The sequence below is a fragment of the Chimaeribacter coloradensis genome (genome assembly GCF_002858715.1).
Taxonomy (GTDB): domain Bacteria; phylum Pseudomonadota; class Gammaproteobacteria; order Enterobacterales; family Enterobacteriaceae; genus Chimaeribacter; species Chimaeribacter coloradensis.
Genome location: NZ_PJZH01000002.1, coordinates 364,716 through 379,898, shown reverse-complemented (window position 1 = coordinate 379,898; position 15,183 = coordinate 364,716). Strand labels below are relative to the sequence as shown.

Genomic DNA, 15,183 nt, shown 5'->3' with positions numbered 1-15,183 from the left:
TATGGCACAATTGCGTGATAAATGACACTTTTTGCCGATTTTCTCCGCAGACTGTTCATAAGCCAGACAAACAGTCACAGAGGGCCCTTTTTTCGGTAAAAAACTTGTTGACGCACTTCGGTCATATCCGCATAATGCGCCCCGCAACGCCGACGAAGGTAACGCGAAAAAAGATGGCTACGTAGCTCAGCTGGTTAGAGCACAGCACTCATAATGCTGGGGTCACAGGTTCGAATCCCGTCGTAGCCACCATCTTTTTTGCGGGAGTGGCGAAATTGGTAGACGCACCAGATTTAGGTTCTGGCGCCGCAAGGTGTGCGAGTTCAAGTCTCGCCTCCCGCACCATTTCTATCCAGGCGTTGTAACGGATGGGGTATCGCCAAGCGGTAAGGCACCGGTTTTTGATACCGGCATTCCCTGGTTCGAATCCAGGTACCCCAGCCAGTTTTTTCTGCGGAAAGAACAGCTCTTCGAAAGAAGAACGTGTTGGTGTTAAGAAAGAGAGTTTGTGTTGTTGATTCCCGTTGGGGTATCGCCAAGCGGTAAGGCACCGGTTTTTGATACCGGCATTCCCTGGTTCGAATCCAGGTACCCCAGCCAAACAACACTTGCAATCGACACGCAGTTATGCAATATTAAGTCGTTGTTATCTAATAGGTAGTTGTTAATCACTGTTACCTGTCAGGCACTATCAACGCAGAACGAAACATCGCAATACAATTTGGCTACGTAGCTCAGCTGGTTAGAGCACAGCACTCATAATGCTGGGGTCACAGGTTCGATTCCCGTCGTAGCCACCAAATTATTGGGGTATCGCCAAGCGGTAAGGCACCGGATTCTGATTCCGGCATTCCCAGGTTCGAATCCTGGTACCCCAGCCAAAAAAAGTAAAAAGCTCGCTCAGGCGGGCTTTTTGCTTTTCTGCCGTTTGGCCTTATCAGCAACCTCTGTATCCGCACATGGCCCGGCCGCCGGAATCCAGGCCGGGTGGTCTGCCCGGCCTGCCCTACTTACAGCCCTAATGCATAACGTAACGCACGCACTTTCAGGTTGCCGCCACGCTGCGCCACCATCAGCGCAGCATTGCGCAGCATCCGTACCGGTGCCAGGTCGTTACTGAACGCGGTATAGAACAGATCCATACCGCTCTGCATCATCAGGTTATCGGGTTTGCGGCGGCGCTGATAACGCATCAACACCTCCTGGCTTGCCCACGCCTCCCCGCGCTCACGGGCGGCGGCCAGCACCTCAATCAGGGCGTCCACATCCCGGTAACCCAGATTGACGCCCTGCCCGGCCAGCGGGTTAATGGTGTGCGCTGCATCGCCAATTAATGCCACACCGGGCCGGACATAGTGCTGCGCATGGCGGCGTACCAGCGGGAAGGCACCGGCCGCCAGCGCAGTGACGGGCCCCACCCGGGCCGGGAATGCCTGTTCAATCTCGCGGCTGAGCTGGGCCATCGGCAATGACTGTAAATAACGGATGCGGGCCGGGCTGTCATACCAGACCAGCGACGCGTAGTGGCCGAACAGCGGCAGAAAGGCACGCGGGCCGCTGGGGAAAAATTGCTGCCAGGTGACGTCCTGATCCGGCGTGTCAGTTTTCACACTGATCAACATGCAGGACTGGCGGTACTGCCAGCCATTAATACCGATCCCCGCCAGTTGACGTACCTGTGAATTGGCACCATCAGCCCCGATGACCAGTTGCGTTGTCAGCGTCTGCCCATCCTGAAGCGTCAGGCTCCAGCCCTGCGGCGTGTGCGTCATATTTTTCAGCACCGCCGGGCAATGCAACCGGATAGCCGGCTGCTGCTCAACCTGCTGCCAGAGCGCCCGTTGCAGCACCGGGTTTTCCACCATATAGCCCAGCTCCGGCAGGCCGAGCGCCGCCGCATCAAACATCACTTCCGAGCCGGGCATCTCCCAGGTCTCTAACCGGCGGTACGGGGCGCGGCGCATCTGTTCAACCCCCTGCCAGGCACCGAGCCGGGTCAGCAGCTCAACAGAGGTGCAGCCCAGCGCAGAGATTCGCAGATCGGGCGCGCGTTGCGGGTCAAACTCAGGCGGTGCGGCGTGCTCCAGCAGGGCCACGGTAAAACCTTGCCCTGCCAGCCCGAGCGCGGCTGCCGCGCCGACCATGCCGCCGCCGACAACCGCAATGTCTGAATGCTTATCTGAATTATTCATAAAGGCCAACTACCCGTTTGTGATCGCGTCTGGACGAAGTGTACCGGAATTTTCTGTTAGCATCAGGCGCAAGGCGGTTTTCCCCCACTGGTCACCACCGCAGCGAGCGTTTACACTATGCGCCCTGCACACCGAGCTTATTTTGAAGCTTTTTCTTCTGCATTGAGTAATGGCACGTCAATGACAAAAAAACTGCATATAAAAACCTGGGGCTGTCAGATGAATGAGTACGATTCATCCAAGATGGCTGACCTGTTGGGAAGCACTCATGGTTATGAGCTGACAGAGAACGCCGAAGAGGCCGATCTTCTGCTGCTGAATACCTGTTCCATCCGTGAAAAGGCGCAGGAAAAAGTCTTCAACCTTCTCGGCCGCTGGAAATTGCTGAAAGAAGCCAATCCAGACCTGATTATCGGCGTGGGCGGCTGCGTGGCCTCGCAGGAGGGGGAACTGCTCCGCCAGCGTGCGCGCTGCGTTGACATCGTTTTCGGCCCGCAGACCCTGCACCGCCTGCCGGAGATGATTAACCATGTGAGCAGCACCCGCAGCCCGATCGTGGACATCAGCTTCCCGGAAATTGAAAAATTTGACCGCCTGCCGGAACCGCGTGCCGACGGCCCCACCGCGTTTGTCTCCATCATGGAAGGGTGCAACAAATATTGCAGCTTCTGTGTGGTGCCTTACACCCGTGGCGAAGAGGTGAGCCGCCCGAGTGACGACGTGCTGTTCGAAGTGGCCCAGCTGGCGGCCCAGGGCGTGCGTGAGGTCAACCTGCTGGGGCAGAACGTCAATGCCTACCGCGGGCTGAATTATGACGGCTCCGTCTGCAGCTTTGCTGAATTACTGCGCCTGGTCGCCGCAATTGACGGCATCGACCGGCTGCGTTTTACCACCAGCCACCCGATCGAATTCACCGATGACATCATTGAGGTCTACCGTGACACCCCGGAGCTGGCCAGCTTCCTGCATCTGCCGGTACAGAGCGGCTCTGACCGGGTGCTGATGATGATGAAGCGCGCGCACACCGTCCTGGAATATAAAGCAACCATCCGCAAACTGCGCCAGGCGCGGCCGGACATCCACCTCAGTTCCGACTTTATCGTTGGTTTCCCGGGTGAGACGCAGGCTGACTTTGAGCAGACCATGAAGCTGATTGCTGAAATCAATTTTGATATGAGCTACAGCTTTATCTACTCCGCCCGCCCCGGCACCCCGGCGGCAGATATGGTGGATGACGTCAGCGACGAAGAGAAAAAGCAGCGCCTCTACATTTTGCAGGATCGCATCAACCAACAGGTGATGCAGTTCAGCCGCCAGATGGTCGGCACCGTGCAGCGTATTCTGGTCGAGGGCACGTCGCGCAAAAGCATTATGGAGCTGACCGGCCGCACAGAGAATAACCGGGTCGTTAACTTTGAAGGCACCCCGGATATGATCGGTAAATTCGTTGACGTCGAGATTGTCGATGTCTATGCCAACTCACTGCGCGGCGTGGTGGTACGCACCGAAGCACAGATGGACCTGCGTACCCACGAATCCCCATCAGCGGTCATTGCCCGCACCCGCAAGGAAAATGCACTGGGTGTCGGCCTCTACCAGCCCTGATCCGCTGCTTTTTTACTCTACAGGGCGCTGAGGCGCCCTTTGTTTTTAAACCGTTAGCTGATGCCTCTTCCCCAGCGATGAAACTATCTTGCATACGGCCATTTAATTTTTCGATTTGGGCCGCATATTCCTATTCCGGGTACGCTGCAGCGCTTGCCATAAAGAGGAAGAAGCGGACAATCGCATGTATGCTTACGGTATGCCGCCCTTTTACGGCCAGGTGCCATGACGAACAGCACCGTTACGTCAACGTTTGATGACGACAACGTCTATCTTATCGCTCTCAACAGGCCCTATGTGACCCAGAGGAACAGTTTGAACGTCGAGACTCACGAAATCCTGCTAGAACCCGCCGACAACCAGCGCTTACTGAGCCTGTGCGGGCCGTTTGATGACAATATCAAACACCTTGAACGCCGGTTAGGTATTGAGATTAACCGCCGCGACAACCACTTTAAGCTGGTCGGCAAGAGCCTGATTGTAAAGGCTGCCGCCGACATTCTGCGCCATCTCTATGTAGACACGGCGCCGCTTCGCGGTGAGATCGCCGATATCGATCCGGAACAGATCCATTTAGCCATTAAAGAGAGCCACGTGCTCGAACAGTCGGCCGAAAGCGTGCCCGACTATGGCAAGGCAGTCACCATCCGCACCAAGCGCGGCACGGTCAAGCCCCGCACGCCTAACCAGGCGCAGTACATCGCCAATATTCTTGACCATGACATCACCTTCGGCATCGGCCCGGCCGGTACCGGGAAGACCTACCTGGCCGTCGCGACCGCGGTAGATGCCCTGGAGCGCCAGGAAGTCCGCCGCATTATGCTGACCCGCCCGGCGGTGGAAGCGGGTGAGAAGCTCGGCTTCCTGCCGGGTGACCTCAGCCAGAAAGTTGACCCATACCTGCGCCCGCTGTATGACGCGCTGTTTGAAATGCTGGGCTTTGAGCGGGTAGAGAAGCTGATTGAACGCAACGTGATTGAGGTGGCCCCGCTGGCCTACATGCGCGGCCGCACCCTGAATGACGCGTTTATCATCCTGGATGAGAGCCAGAACACCACCATCGAGCAGATGAAGATGTTCCTGACCCGTATCGGCTTCAACTCCAAGGCGGTGATTACCGGTGACGTCACGCAGATTGACCTGCCGCGTAACCAGAAATCCGGCCTGCGCCACGCCATTGAAGTGCTGTCGGGCGTCGACGAGATCAGCTTTAACTTCTTCCACAGTGAAGACGTGGTGCGTCACCCGGTGGTGGCCCGCATCGTCGTGGCCTATGAGGCCTGGGAAGCGGAAGAGCAGAAGCGCAAAGACGCCGTGGCAGAGCAACGTAAACGCGAGGCCCTGCAACAGGCCGCCTCTGCCCCACAGGAGGCACCGTGAGTAACGTGATCCTTGATTTGCAGATCGCCTGTGAAGCGCCGTCCGGGCTGCCGTCCGAGGCGGACTTCCAGCGCTGGCTGGATCATGTACTGCCGCAGTTCCAGGAAGAGTCAGAAGTGACGATCCGTCTGGTGGACGAAGCCGAAAGCCATGATCTGAATCTCACTTACCGCGGCATGGACAAGCCGACCAACGTGCTGTCGTTCCCGTTTGAAGCCCCGCCGGGCATGGAGATGCCGCTGCTGGGTGATTTGATCATCTGCCGTCAGGTGGTGGAGCGCGAAGCCGGTGAACAAGGCAAACCCCTGATGGCCCACTGGGCACATATGGTTGTTCACGGCAGCCTCCATCTGCTAGGGTACGATCATATTGTTGACGAAGAAGCCGAAGAGATGGAATCTTTGGAAACAGACATCATGCAGGGGATGGGTTATCCTGACCCTTATCTTTCTGAGAAAGATGACCTCTGACGTTAGCTGATGATCTGCGGTAATTTTCTGTGGCCTTGCCCGAAGGGAAGGCCGCGACAAATGCCGCAGCATCACTGATACTATCCATTCCTCCCAATACGAGTAATTTTAACCAGACCGCCATGAGCGACGACCATTCACAAAGTAATGACAGCCCCAGTCCCAAGAAGGGCTTTTTCTCCCTTATCCTCAGCCAACTGTTCCACGGTGAGCCTAAAAACCGTGGCGATCTGGTCGAGCTGATCCGCGACTCCGAACAGAATGACCTGATTGATCCCGATACCCGTGACATGCTGGAAGGCGTGATGGATATCGCCGATCAGCGTGTGCGTGACATCATGATCCCGCGCTCGCAGATGGTGACGCTGAAGCGGAACCAGCCGCTGGAAGAGTGCCTGGATGTGATTATCGAATCCGCCCACTCCCGCTTCCCGGTGATCAGCGAAGACAAGGATCATATTGAAGGCATCCTGATGGCCAAAGACCTGCTGCCGTTTATGCGCACCACGTCTGAGCCGTTCAGCATCGACAAAGTGCTGCGCCCTGCGGTGGTGGTGCCGGAAAGCAAACGGGTCGACCGGATGCTGAAGGAGTTCCGCTCCCAGCGCTACCACATGGCGATTGTCATTGATGAGTTTGGCGGCGTGTCCGGCCTGGTTACCATCGAGGATATTCTGGAGCTGATTGTGGGTGAAATCGAGGACGAGTATGACGATGAAGAAGATCGTGACGTCCGCCAGCTCAGCCGCCACACCTATACCGTGCGGGCGCTGACGCCGATTGAAGACTTCAATGAGGTGTTCCAGACCCATTACAGTGATGAAGAGGTCGACACCATCGGCGGCCTGGTGATGCAGGCGTTTGGTCACCTGCCGGCCCGGGGTGAAACCATCGAAATTGACGGTTACGTATTTAAAGTTGCGATGGCAGATAGCCGACGTATTATCCAGGTCCATGTCAAAATTCCGGATGACGCACCGCAACCTACACTGGAACTGGAAGAATAAACGATCCATGACCCCTGCCCTGCTTCTGCAACGCCAGCGGCTACGCCTGCCGCTGGCGCTCTTGTTGGGTGCCTGCGGCACCCTGGCGTTCTCCCCTTATGACTTCTGGCCTGCGGCGATTGTGTCGTTATGCGGCCTTCAGGCGCTGACGCTTAACCGCACTGCCGGCCAGTCTGCCTGGGTGGGCTTCTTCTGGGGGCTGGGGCTGTTCGGCAGCGGGGTCAACTGGGTTTATGTCAGTATCGCCCAGTTTGGCGGCATGCCGGAGCCGGTGAACCTGTTCCTGGTGGTGCTGCTGGCGGCCTACCTTTCGCTCTACACCATGCTGTTCGCCGGGGTACTGACGCGGCTCTGGCCGCGCCTCTCCCTGTGGCGGGTAGCGCTGGCGGCCCCGGCGCTCTGGCAGGTCACCGAGTTCCTGCGCGGCTGGGTGCTGACCGGCTTCCCGTGGCTGCAATTCGGTTACAGCCAGATTGACGGCCCGCTGAAGGGTATCGCGCCGCTGCTGGGCGTTGACACCATTACCTTTATCCTGATGTCACTGAGCGGGCTGCTGGTCTATGCGCTGCGGCAGCGCAAGGTGGTGCCGGCCCTGGTTGCCCTGGCGATGTTGCTGCTGCCGTGGCCGCTGCGCCAGCTCACCTGGTTTACGCCGCAGCCGCAAAACGCCGTCAATGTGGCGATGGTTCAGGGCAATATTCCGCAGTCGATGAAATGGGATCCAAAAGTCCTGGAACAGACGCTGCAAATCTACCTGGACGAGAGCCGCCCTTATGCCGGTAAAGCCTCGCTGATCATCTGGCCTGAGTCTGCGATTCCGGACATTGAGCGCGATCAGCAACCTTTCCTCGGCATGATGGATGACCTGATGCGCGCGCACCACAGCAGCCTGATCACCGGCATTGTGGACGCACGCCAGACCCAGCAGGGGTATGACTACTACAACAGCGTGATTGTGCTGGGTGAACAGGCCCCCTACCACTACCTGAACCAGGACCGCTATAACAAGCACCATCTGGTGCCGTTCGGCGAATTTGTGCCGCTGGAAAGCCTGTTGCGCCCGCTGGCCCCGTTCTTCGATCTGCCGATGTCCTCATTTAGCCGCGGCGGCTATGTGCAGCCGCCGCTGCATGCCGCCGGGCTTAATCTTACAGCGGCCATCTGCTATGAGATTGTGCTGGGTGAACAGGTGCGGGCGAACCTCCGGCCGGATACTGACTTCTTGCTGACCATCTCTAATGACGCCTGGTTCGGCCACTCTATCGGCCCGTGGCAGCATTTCCAGATGGCCCGTATGCGCGCTCTGGAGCTGGGCCGCCCGCTGCTGCGCAGCACCAATAACGGCATCACCGCAGCGGTGGATGCCAAAGGTGACGTGATTAAGCAGATCCCGCAGTTCACCCGTCAGGTGCTGGATGTGCAGGTAACGCCGACTACCGGGCTGACGCCTTATGCCCGCCTCGGCTCCCTGCCGCTGTGGATTATTACGCTGCTGACCGGAGGCATTGCCCTTATCGTCTCTCTGCGCCGTCCGCGCGCAGCCTGATCCGCTCCACCCTTCTTTAAAGCTGGGAGATCTCTCCCGGCTTTTTCTTTTTATGCATTTTCTGGCACAGCTCTTGCTTGATATTGCTGGGATTTAGCTGAAAACGTAACCCACCCGGGCATTTCGCGATAAACCGCACCGCCTTTGCGCATCCAATGCACAACAAACGTGCAGGGCACATTTTTTGCCTTTATTTGGTGCGGCGTTGGTCGCAAAAAAGAAACGTTCTGGTATCAATATATTTACATTCAGCTATGTTCAGACAGGCCTCCGGGCCTCTTTCCGCATCCTGGTGCGGTCTCTTTTTGATTTCGGCGTTTCGCGTCAGAATCACAACAACAGCAAGGAGTAGGACCATGCAAATGCGCAAACTGGCGTTATCGCTGCTGCTCGCCGGCATTGCCACCGGGGCCGCCCACGCGGCCCAGCCCACCGCGGCTGCGGCAGGCAGCCAGACCACCCCGGACACGTTGCAAAAAATCAAACAAAACGGCGTGATCGTGGTGGGCCACCGTGAATCTTCGGTGCCGTTCTCCTATTACGACAACACCCAGAAAGTCGTGGGTTACTCGCAGGACTACTCCAACCTGATTGTCGAGGCGATCAAGAAACAGCTGAACGCCCCGGACCTGAAGGTAAAACTGCTGCCGATCACCTCGCAGAACCGTATTCCCCTGCTGCAAAACGGCACCTTTGATTTCGAATGCGGCTCCACCACCAATAATGCGGAGCGCCAGCAACAGGCGGCGTTCTCCAACAGCATCTTTGTGGTCGGCACCCGCCTGCTGGTGAAAAAAGGCTCACCGGTCAAAGACTTCCCGGACCTGAAAGGCAAGACTGTGGTCGTGACCTCGGGTACCACCTCTGAAGTGCTGCTGAACAAGCTCAATGAAGAGAAGAAGATGGAGATGCGTATCATCAGCGCCAAGGATCACGGGGACTCCTTCCGTACCCTGGAGAGCGGCCGTGCCGTGGCCTTTATGATGGATGATGCCCTGCTGGCCGGCGAACGCGCCAAGGCGAAAAAACCGGATCAGTGGGAGATTGTCGGCACGCCGCAGTCCCACGAGGCTTACGGCTGCATGTTGCCGAGAGGCGACGCGGCCTTTAAGAAGCTGATGGATGACACCATCGCCCAGGCCCAGACCTCCGGTGAAGCCGCGAAATGGTATGAGAACTGGTTCCAGAAGCCGATTCCGCCGAAAAACCTCAACATGAATTTTGCATTGTCAGATGACATGAAAGCCCTGTTCAAGGCACCTAACGATAAGCCGTAATCGCCGGGCATCCCTGCCCGGATAACGGCAACACGCCAGGACAGACAGGAAGCGGGGTGGCCGTTCCCCACCCCGCTTTTTTCATGGTGTGCCGCGCCTGCGGGCGCTTTCTCCCGGGTCTGCGCCACCCGTTGTATGGAGTTGTTTATGTCAATAAACTGGAACTGGGGCATTTTTCTGCAAGAGGCCCCGTTTGGTAACACCACCTACCTTGGCTGGATCTGGTCCGGTTTTCAGGTCACGGTCGCCCTCTCATTTTGTGCCTGGATTATCGCGTTTTGTGTGGGCTCCCTGTTCGGTATTCTGCGCACGGTGCCGAACCGCTGGCTCGCCGGCATCGGCACCTGTTACGTTGAGCTGTTCCGCAATGTGCCGCTGATCGTCCAGTTTTTCATCTGGTATCTGGTGGTGCCGGAGCTGCTGCCGGAAGATCTCGGTATGTGGTTTAAGTCCGAGCTGGACCCGAACATCCAGTTCTTCCTCTCCTCCATGATCTGCCTCGGGCTGTTTACCGCGGCCCGCGTCTGTGAGCAGGTGCGGGCCGCAATTCAATCCCTGCCGCGCGGCCAGAAGGCGGCCGGGCTGGCGATGGGGCTGACGCTGCCGCAAACCTACCGCTATGTGCTGCTGCCGAATGCCTACCGGGTGATTGTGCCGCCGATGACCTCAGAGATGCTGAACCTGGTGAAAAACTCAGCGATTGCCTCCACCATCGGACTGGTGGACATGGCCGCGCAGGCGGGCAAATTGCTCGACTACTCAGCCCACGCCTATGAGTCTTTCACCGCCATTACACTGGCTTACATTCTGATTAATGCGGTGATTATGGCGATCATGCGTCTGGTGGAAGCCAGGGTCCGGCTGCCCGGCCATTCGGGAGGTAAATAATGTACGAATTTGACTGGAGTTCCATTCCGCCCAGCTTCCCCTACCTGCTGGACGGCCTGGCGATCACGCTCAAAATTACCCTGACGGCAATTGTGTTCGGCATCCTGTGGGGCACGCTGCTGGCGGTGATGCGCTTGTCGAGCGTCAAGGTGATCAGCTGGTTTGCCACGCTGTATGTCAACCTGTTCCGCTCGGTGCCGCTGGTCATGGTGCTGCTGTGGTTCTACCTGGTGGTGCCGGGCCTGTTGCAAAAAGGGCTGGGCCTCTCCCCGCACACCGACATCCGCCTGATCTCCGCGATGGTGGCGTTTTCGCTGTTTGAAGCGGCCTACTACTCGGAAATTATCCGTGCCGGCATCCTCAGCGTGGCCCGCGGCCAGGGCGCGGCAGCGCTGGCGCTGGGCATGACGCCGTGGCAGTCGATGAAACTGGTGATCCTGCCGCAGGCATTCCGGGCGATGATCCCGCTGCTGCTGACCCAGGGCATTGTGCTGTTCCAGGACACCTCATTGGTCTATGTCCTGAGCCTGGCGGACTTTTTCCGCACCGCCACCACCATTGGTGAGCGCGACGGCACCCAGGTTGAAATGGTGCTGTTTGCCGGGCTGGTTTATTTTGTCATTAGCATCGCGGCCTCGTTAGTGGTCAGCGTATTGAAGAAAAGGACCGTTTCATGATCTCCCTGAAGAGTATTTCCAAGTGGTATGGGCATTTCCAGGTGTTAACGGAGTGCAGCACTGAAGTGAAAAAAGGGGAAGTTGTGGTGGTATGCGGCCCCTCCGGCTCCGGCAAATCCACCCTGATTAAAACCGTTAACGGCCTGGAGCCGATCCAGAAAGGCCAGATTATCGTCAACGGCATCCCGGTGAATGACCGGAAAACCAACCTGGCCCAGCTGCGCGCCAAAGTGGGCATGGTGTTCCAGCATTTCGAACTGTTCCCGCACCTCTCCATCGTCGATAACCTGACGCTGGCCCAGATTAAAGTGCTGAAGCGTGACAAGGCCGCTGCGCGGGAAAAGGGGCTGAAACTGCTGGAGCGCGTGGGCTTGTCTGCCCATGCCAACAAATTCCCCGGCCAGCTCTCCGGTGGGCAGCAGCAGCGCGTCGCCATTGCCCGCGCCCTGTGCATGGACCCGGTCGCGATGCTGTTTGACGAGCCGACCTCCGCGCTGGACCCGGAAATGATCAACGAAGTGCTGGATGTGATGGTAGAACTGGCCCAGGAAGGGATGACGATGATGGTGGTGACCCACGAGATGGGCTTTGCCCGCAAAGTGGCGAACCGTGTCATCTTTATGGATGAGGGGAAAATTGTGGAAGACCGTGAGAAAGACGCGTTTTTCAACAACCCGCAATCTGAGCGCGCGCGCGACTTCCTGGCAAAAATCCTGCACTGACAGGGCTGCGCCGCCCGGTGGGCGGCGCACTGCGTCAGCACTCAGGGCTGGAAAGGCTGGCGGTTAAACTGGTCATGCCCGCATTTCGGGCAGAGCGGCAGAATTTCCGGCGTGTAGACCGCCATCGGCGCATGGCATTTTTCGCAGATCAGGTTGCCCAGCCCCACTACCTCGCCGCTGTGGTAGACCCCGTGGTGCGTCACATCCTTGAACACTTCCCGCCACTCAAGCTGGGTTTTGTCGGTAATATCCGCCAGCTCCTGCCACAAACTCTCTTTGATCACCCGCATAAACACGCTGTCGGTGATGTCATCCTGCTCCTGGTAGCTGCGGGCGAACTCTTCCAGATCGCGCCGCACCGCTACTGTCACCTGCCGGATTTCCGCATCCGTCAGGTCACCGGCAGTTTTCAGCCGCGCCTGGGCGCTGCGCACCAGCGCGTCAATGTCGTGATCGCCGGCCCGGATGCGTTCGGTCAGGGTGGCAACCAGCTCACGGTAATAGTCTGCAACGTTACTCATACAATCCTCGCAATGCGCTGATGTGGTCATACGGCCTGCCGCCCGGCACTGCCGTTACGGCGCTCCATTTTTTCAGGCTGTCCCTTTGAGTTTAGCCCTAAATCACTGATGTGATTTAGGGAATAGTCCGGCTTTGCGTAACCTTACGCAAAATTCACCCCGCAGCCCGGAGAAATACGCCCGCTGCGGGCGCTGGGTGTTGTTGCCTCAGGCGCTTATCAGCTATGCTATGCGGATCTCTTTATATGAATCAGAAAAGGCTACAGGCGTAGCTGTTTTTCACTATAGGACCACCGGCCGCCATGCAAGAGCAATACCGCCCAGAAGATATAGAGTCAAACGTCCAGCTTCACTGGCAAGAGAAGCAAACTTTCAAGGTGACTGAAGATGCCGGCAAGGAGAAGTACTACTGCCTTTCCATGCTGCCTTACCCGTCAGGCCGCCTCCATATGGGCCACGTGCGCAACTACACCATCGGCGATGTGATCTCCCGCTACCAGCGTATGCTGGGCAAAAATGTGCTGCAGCCTATCGGCTGGGATGCGTTTGGCCTGCCGGCTGAAGGTGCCGCGGTAAAAAACAATACCGCGCCCGCGCCCTGGACCTACGAAAATATTGAATACATGAAGAACCAGCTGAAACTGCTGGGCTTCGGCTATGACTGGGATCGCGAAATCGCGACCTGTGACCCTGACTACTACCGCTGGGAGCAGTGGTTCTTCACCAAGCTGTATGAAAAAGGCCTGGTTTATAAGAAGACCTCCGCAGTGAACTGGTGCCCGCATGACCAGACGGTGCTGGCCAACGAGCAGGTTATTGAAGGCTGCTGCTGGCGCTGTGACACCAAAGTTGAACGCAAAGAGATTCCGCAGTGGTTTATCAAAATCACCGCGTATGCTGACCAGCTGCTGAACGATCTGGACACGCTGGAGAGCTGGCCTGAGCAGGTCAAAACCATGCAGCGTAACTGGATCGGCCGCTCTGAAGGGGTGGAAATCACCTTTGACGTCAAAGAGAGCGAAGAGACGCTGACGGTCTACACCACCCGCCCGGACACCTTTATGGGCGTGACTTATGTGGCCGTTGCCGCCGGTCACCCGCTGTCGTTGCAGGCCGCGGCCGGCAACCCGGCGCTGGCGGATTTCATCGCCGAATGCCGTAACACCAAAGTGGCCGAAGCGGACATGGCCACCATGGAGAAAAAAGGCATGGACACCGGCCTGGTAGCGGTTCACCCGCTGACCGGGGAAAGCGTGCCGGTCTGGGTCGCCAACTTTGTGCTGATGGAGTACGGCACCGGTGCGGTGATGGCCGTGCCGGGGCACGACCAGCGCGACTGGGAGTTCGCCACCAAATATAACCTGCCGATCCAGCCGGTGATCCTGAACGCTGACGGCACCGAGCCGGATCTCAGCGCCCAGGCGATGACGGAAAAAGGCGTGCTGTTCAACTCCGGCGAGTTCGACGGCCTCGATTTCCAGGCGGGCTTTAACGCCATTGCGGACAAACTGGTGGCCCTCGGCCGCGGCCAGCGCAAAGTGAACTACCGTCTGCGCGACTGGGGTGTCTCGCGCCAGCGCTACTGGGGTGCCCCGATCCCGATGGTTACCCTGGAAGACGGCACCGTTATCCCGACGCCGGAAGACCAGCTGCCGGTTGTCCTGCCGGAAGATGTCGTGATGGACGGCATCACCAGCCCGATCAAGGCTGACCCGGAGTGGGCCAAAACCACCGTCAACGGCCAGCCGGCGCTGCGCGAAACCGACACCTTCGACACCTTTATGGAGTCCTCCTGGTACTATGCGCGCTACACCTGCCCGCAGTATGACCAGGGGATGCTGGACCCGGCCGCAGCCAACTACTGGCTGCCGGTGGACCAGTATGTTGGCGGTATTGAACACGCCATCATGCACCTGATGTATTTCCGCTTCTTCCACAAACTGATGCGTGATGCGGGCCTGGTCAACTCTGATGAACCGGCCAAACGCCTGCTGTGCCAGGGCATGGTGCTGGCTGACGCCTTCTACTACAGCGGCGCGAACGGCGAACGTAACTGGGTCTCCCCGGTTGACGTGACCGTTGAGCGTGATGAAAAAGGCCGTATTACCAAAGCCACCGACCCGCAGGGCCGCGAGCTGGTCTATGCCGGCATGAGCAAGATGTCGAAGTCGAAAAACAACGGCATCGACCCGCAGGTCATGGTTGAGAAATATGGCGCGGACACCGTGCGCCTGTTCATGATGTTCGCTTCACCGGCAGAGATGACGCTGGAGTGGCAGGAGTCCGGCGTAGAGGGCGCGAACCGCTTCCTGAAACGCGTCTGGAAACTGGCCTTCGAGCACCGTGAGAAAGGGGCTGCCCAGCCGCTGGACATCAGCGCGCTGAATGACGCGCAAAAAGAGCTGCGCCGCGACCTGCACAAAACCATCGCCAAAGTTACTGATGATATCGGCCGCCGCCAGACCTTCAACACCGCGATTGCCGCCGTGATGGAGCTGATGAACAAACTGGCCCGTGCCCCACAGGAGACGGAACAGGATCGCGCGCTGCTGCAGGAAGCCCTGCTGGCCGTGGTGCGGATGCTCTACCCGTTCACCCCGCACGTCTGCTTTGCCCTGTGGCAGGCCCTGGGCGGCGAAGGTGACATCGACACCGCGCCGTGGCCGGTGGCGGATGAAGCCGCAATGGTGGAAGAGTCTAAACTGGTGGTGGTACAGGTAAACGGCAAAGTGCGCGGTAAAATCACTGTGCCGGCCGATGCGACTGAAGAGCAGGTGCGCGAGCGCGCCGGTCAGGAGTATCTGGTTGCCAAATACCTGGATGGCGTCACCATCCGTAAAGTGATCTATGTGCCCGGAAAACTGCTTAACCTGGTAGTGGGTTGAGACAAGGAGGCGT

General features: G+C 58.1%; 12 protein-coding genes and 6 tRNA genes. 16 read left to right on the top strand and 2 right to left on the bottom strand.

The window, feature by feature from the left end:
• Positions 1–175 precede the first annotated feature (175 nt).
• The 6 genes from CYR32_RS04080 (at position 176) to CYR32_RS04055 (ending at position 881) form a co-directional block, all read left to right on the top strand.
• Positions 176–252 (top strand) — tRNA-Met (locus tag CYR32_RS04080).
• A gap of 8 nt (positions 253–260) precedes the next feature.
• A tRNA-Leu gene (locus CYR32_RS04075) sits at positions 261–345 on the top strand.
• A 24-nt stretch (positions 346–369) separates the two neighbouring features.
• Positions 370–444, top strand: a tRNA-Gln gene (locus CYR32_RS04070).
• A gap of 81 nt (positions 445–525) precedes the next feature.
• Positions 526–600: transfer RNA gene (locus CYR32_RS04065), tRNA-Gln, on the top strand.
• A 123-nt stretch (positions 601–723) separates the two neighbouring features.
• Positions 724–800, top strand: a tRNA-Met gene (locus CYR32_RS04060).
• Between the two features lie 6 nt (positions 801–806).
• Positions 807–881 (top strand) — tRNA-Gln (locus CYR32_RS04055).
• 129 nt (positions 882–1,010) lie between these two features.
• On the opposite strand, the gene ubiF is transcribed toward CYR32_RS04055, so the two are convergent.
• Positions 1,011–2,192: a 3-demethoxyubiquinol 3-hydroxylase gene (gene ubiF / locus CYR32_RS04050; RefSeq protein WP_101822821.1), complete on the bottom strand. Its 1,182-nt coding sequence runs from the start codon at positions 2,190–2,192 to the stop codon at positions 1,011–1,013.
• Positions 2,193–2,372: 180 nt separating this feature from the next.
• Here ubiF and miaB point away from each other — a divergent pair, with 180 nt between their 5' ends.
• The 9 genes from miaB (at position 2,373) to CYR32_RS04005 (ending at position 11,764) form a co-directional block, all read left to right on the top strand.
• A complete protein-coding gene (gene miaB, locus CYR32_RS04045; RefSeq protein WP_101822819.1) occupies positions 2,373–3,797 on the top strand; it encodes a tRNA (N6-isopentenyl adenosine(37)-C2)-methylthiotransferase MiaB in 1,425 nt (474 codons plus the stop codon).
• Positions 3,798–4,094: 297 nt separating this feature from the next.
• Entirely contained in the window at positions 4,095–5,177 is a 1,083-nt protein-coding gene (locus tag CYR32_RS04040; RefSeq protein WP_175578802.1) for a PhoH family protein, read from the top strand.
• Positions 5,174–5,647 (top strand): rRNA maturation RNase YbeY, encoded by a 474-nt coding sequence (gene ybeY / locus CYR32_RS04035; RefSeq protein WP_101822816.1) that lies wholly within the window; start codon positions 5,174–5,176, stop codon positions 5,645–5,647. The genes CYR32_RS04040 and ybeY overlap by 4 nt, the downstream gene beginning before the upstream one ends.
• Positions 5,648–5,769: 122 nt before the next feature.
• On the top strand, positions 5,770–6,654 hold the full coding sequence (corC, locus tag CYR32_RS04030) for a CNNM family magnesium/cobalt transport protein CorC (RefSeq protein WP_101822814.1): 885 nt from the start codon (positions 5,770–5,772) through the stop codon (positions 6,652–6,654).
• A gap of 7 nt (positions 6,655–6,661) precedes the next feature.
• Positions 6,662–8,200, top strand: a complete 1,539-nt coding sequence (lnt, locus tag CYR32_RS04025; RefSeq protein ID WP_101822812.1) for an apolipoprotein N-acyltransferase — start codon at positions 6,662–6,664, stop codon at positions 8,198–8,200.
• Between the two features lie 356 nt (positions 8,201–8,556).
• Entirely contained in the window at positions 8,557–9,477 is a 921-nt protein-coding gene (locus CYR32_RS04020) for an amino acid ABC transporter substrate-binding protein (RefSeq protein WP_101822810.1), read from the top strand.
• A 147-nt stretch (positions 9,478–9,624) separates the two neighbouring features.
• Positions 9,625–10,365, top strand: coding sequence for an amino acid ABC transporter permease (locus tag CYR32_RS04015; RefSeq protein WP_101822808.1), 741 nt, complete (start codon positions 9,625–9,627; stop codon positions 10,363–10,365).
• Positions 10,365–11,042: a glutamate/aspartate ABC transporter permease GltK gene (gltK, locus tag CYR32_RS04010; protein ID WP_101822806.1), complete on the top strand. Its 678-nt coding sequence runs from the start codon at positions 10,365–10,367 to the stop codon at positions 11,040–11,042. Before CYR32_RS04015 ends, gltK begins: the two co-directional genes overlap by 1 nt.
• Positions 11,039–11,764, top strand: coding sequence for an amino acid ABC transporter ATP-binding protein (locus tag CYR32_RS04005; RefSeq protein ID WP_101822804.1), 726 nt, complete (start codon positions 11,039–11,041; stop codon positions 11,762–11,764). Before gltK ends, CYR32_RS04005 begins: the two co-directional genes overlap by 4 nt.
• A gap of 41 nt (positions 11,765–11,805) precedes the next feature.
• On the opposite strand, the gene CYR32_RS04000 is transcribed toward CYR32_RS04005, so the two are convergent.
• Entirely contained in the window at positions 11,806–12,285 is a 480-nt protein-coding gene (locus CYR32_RS04000; protein WP_101822801.1) for a zinc ribbon-containing protein, read from the bottom strand.
• A 302-nt stretch (positions 12,286–12,587) separates the two neighbouring features.
• Between CYR32_RS04000 and leuS the strand changes: the two genes are divergently transcribed.
• A complete protein-coding gene (gene leuS, locus CYR32_RS03995) occupies positions 12,588–15,170 on the top strand; it encodes a leucine--tRNA ligase (RefSeq protein ID WP_101822799.1) in 2,583 nt (860 codons plus the stop codon).
• The last annotated feature ends 13 nt before the right edge of the window (positions 15,171–15,183 follow it).

Coding starts and splice junctions, on each gene's coding strand:
- ubiF (WP_101822821.1), bottom strand. CDS start 2,192: ATGAATAATTCAGATAAGCATTCAGACATTGCGGTTGTCGGCGGCGGC.
- miaB (WP_101822819.1), top strand. CDS start 2,373: ATGACAAAAAAACTGCATATAAAAACCTGGGGCTGTCAGATGAATGAG.
- corC (WP_101822814.1), top strand. CDS start 5,770: ATGAGCGACGACCATTCACAAAGTAATGACAGCCCCAGTCCCAAGAAG.
- lnt (WP_101822812.1), top strand. CDS start 6,662: ATGACCCCTGCCCTGCTTCTGCAACGCCAGCGGCTACGCCTGCCGCTG.
- CYR32_RS04020 (WP_101822810.1), top strand. CDS start 8,557: ATGCAAATGCGCAAACTGGCGTTATCGCTGCTGCTCGCCGGCATTGCC.
- CYR32_RS04015 (WP_101822808.1), top strand. CDS start 9,625: ATGTCAATAAACTGGAACTGGGGCATTTTTCTGCAAGAGGCCCCGTTT.
- gltK (WP_101822806.1), top strand. CDS start 10,365: ATGTACGAATTTGACTGGAGTTCCATTCCGCCCAGCTTCCCCTACCTG.
- CYR32_RS04005 (WP_101822804.1), top strand. CDS start 11,039: ATGATCTCCCTGAAGAGTATTTCCAAGTGGTATGGGCATTTCCAGGTG.
- CYR32_RS04000 (WP_101822801.1), bottom strand. CDS start 12,285: ATGAGTAACGTTGCAGACTATTACCGTGAGCTGGTTGCCACCCTGACC.
- leuS (WP_101822799.1), top strand. CDS start 12,588: ATGCAAGAGCAATACCGCCCAGAAGATATAGAGTCAAACGTCCAGCTT.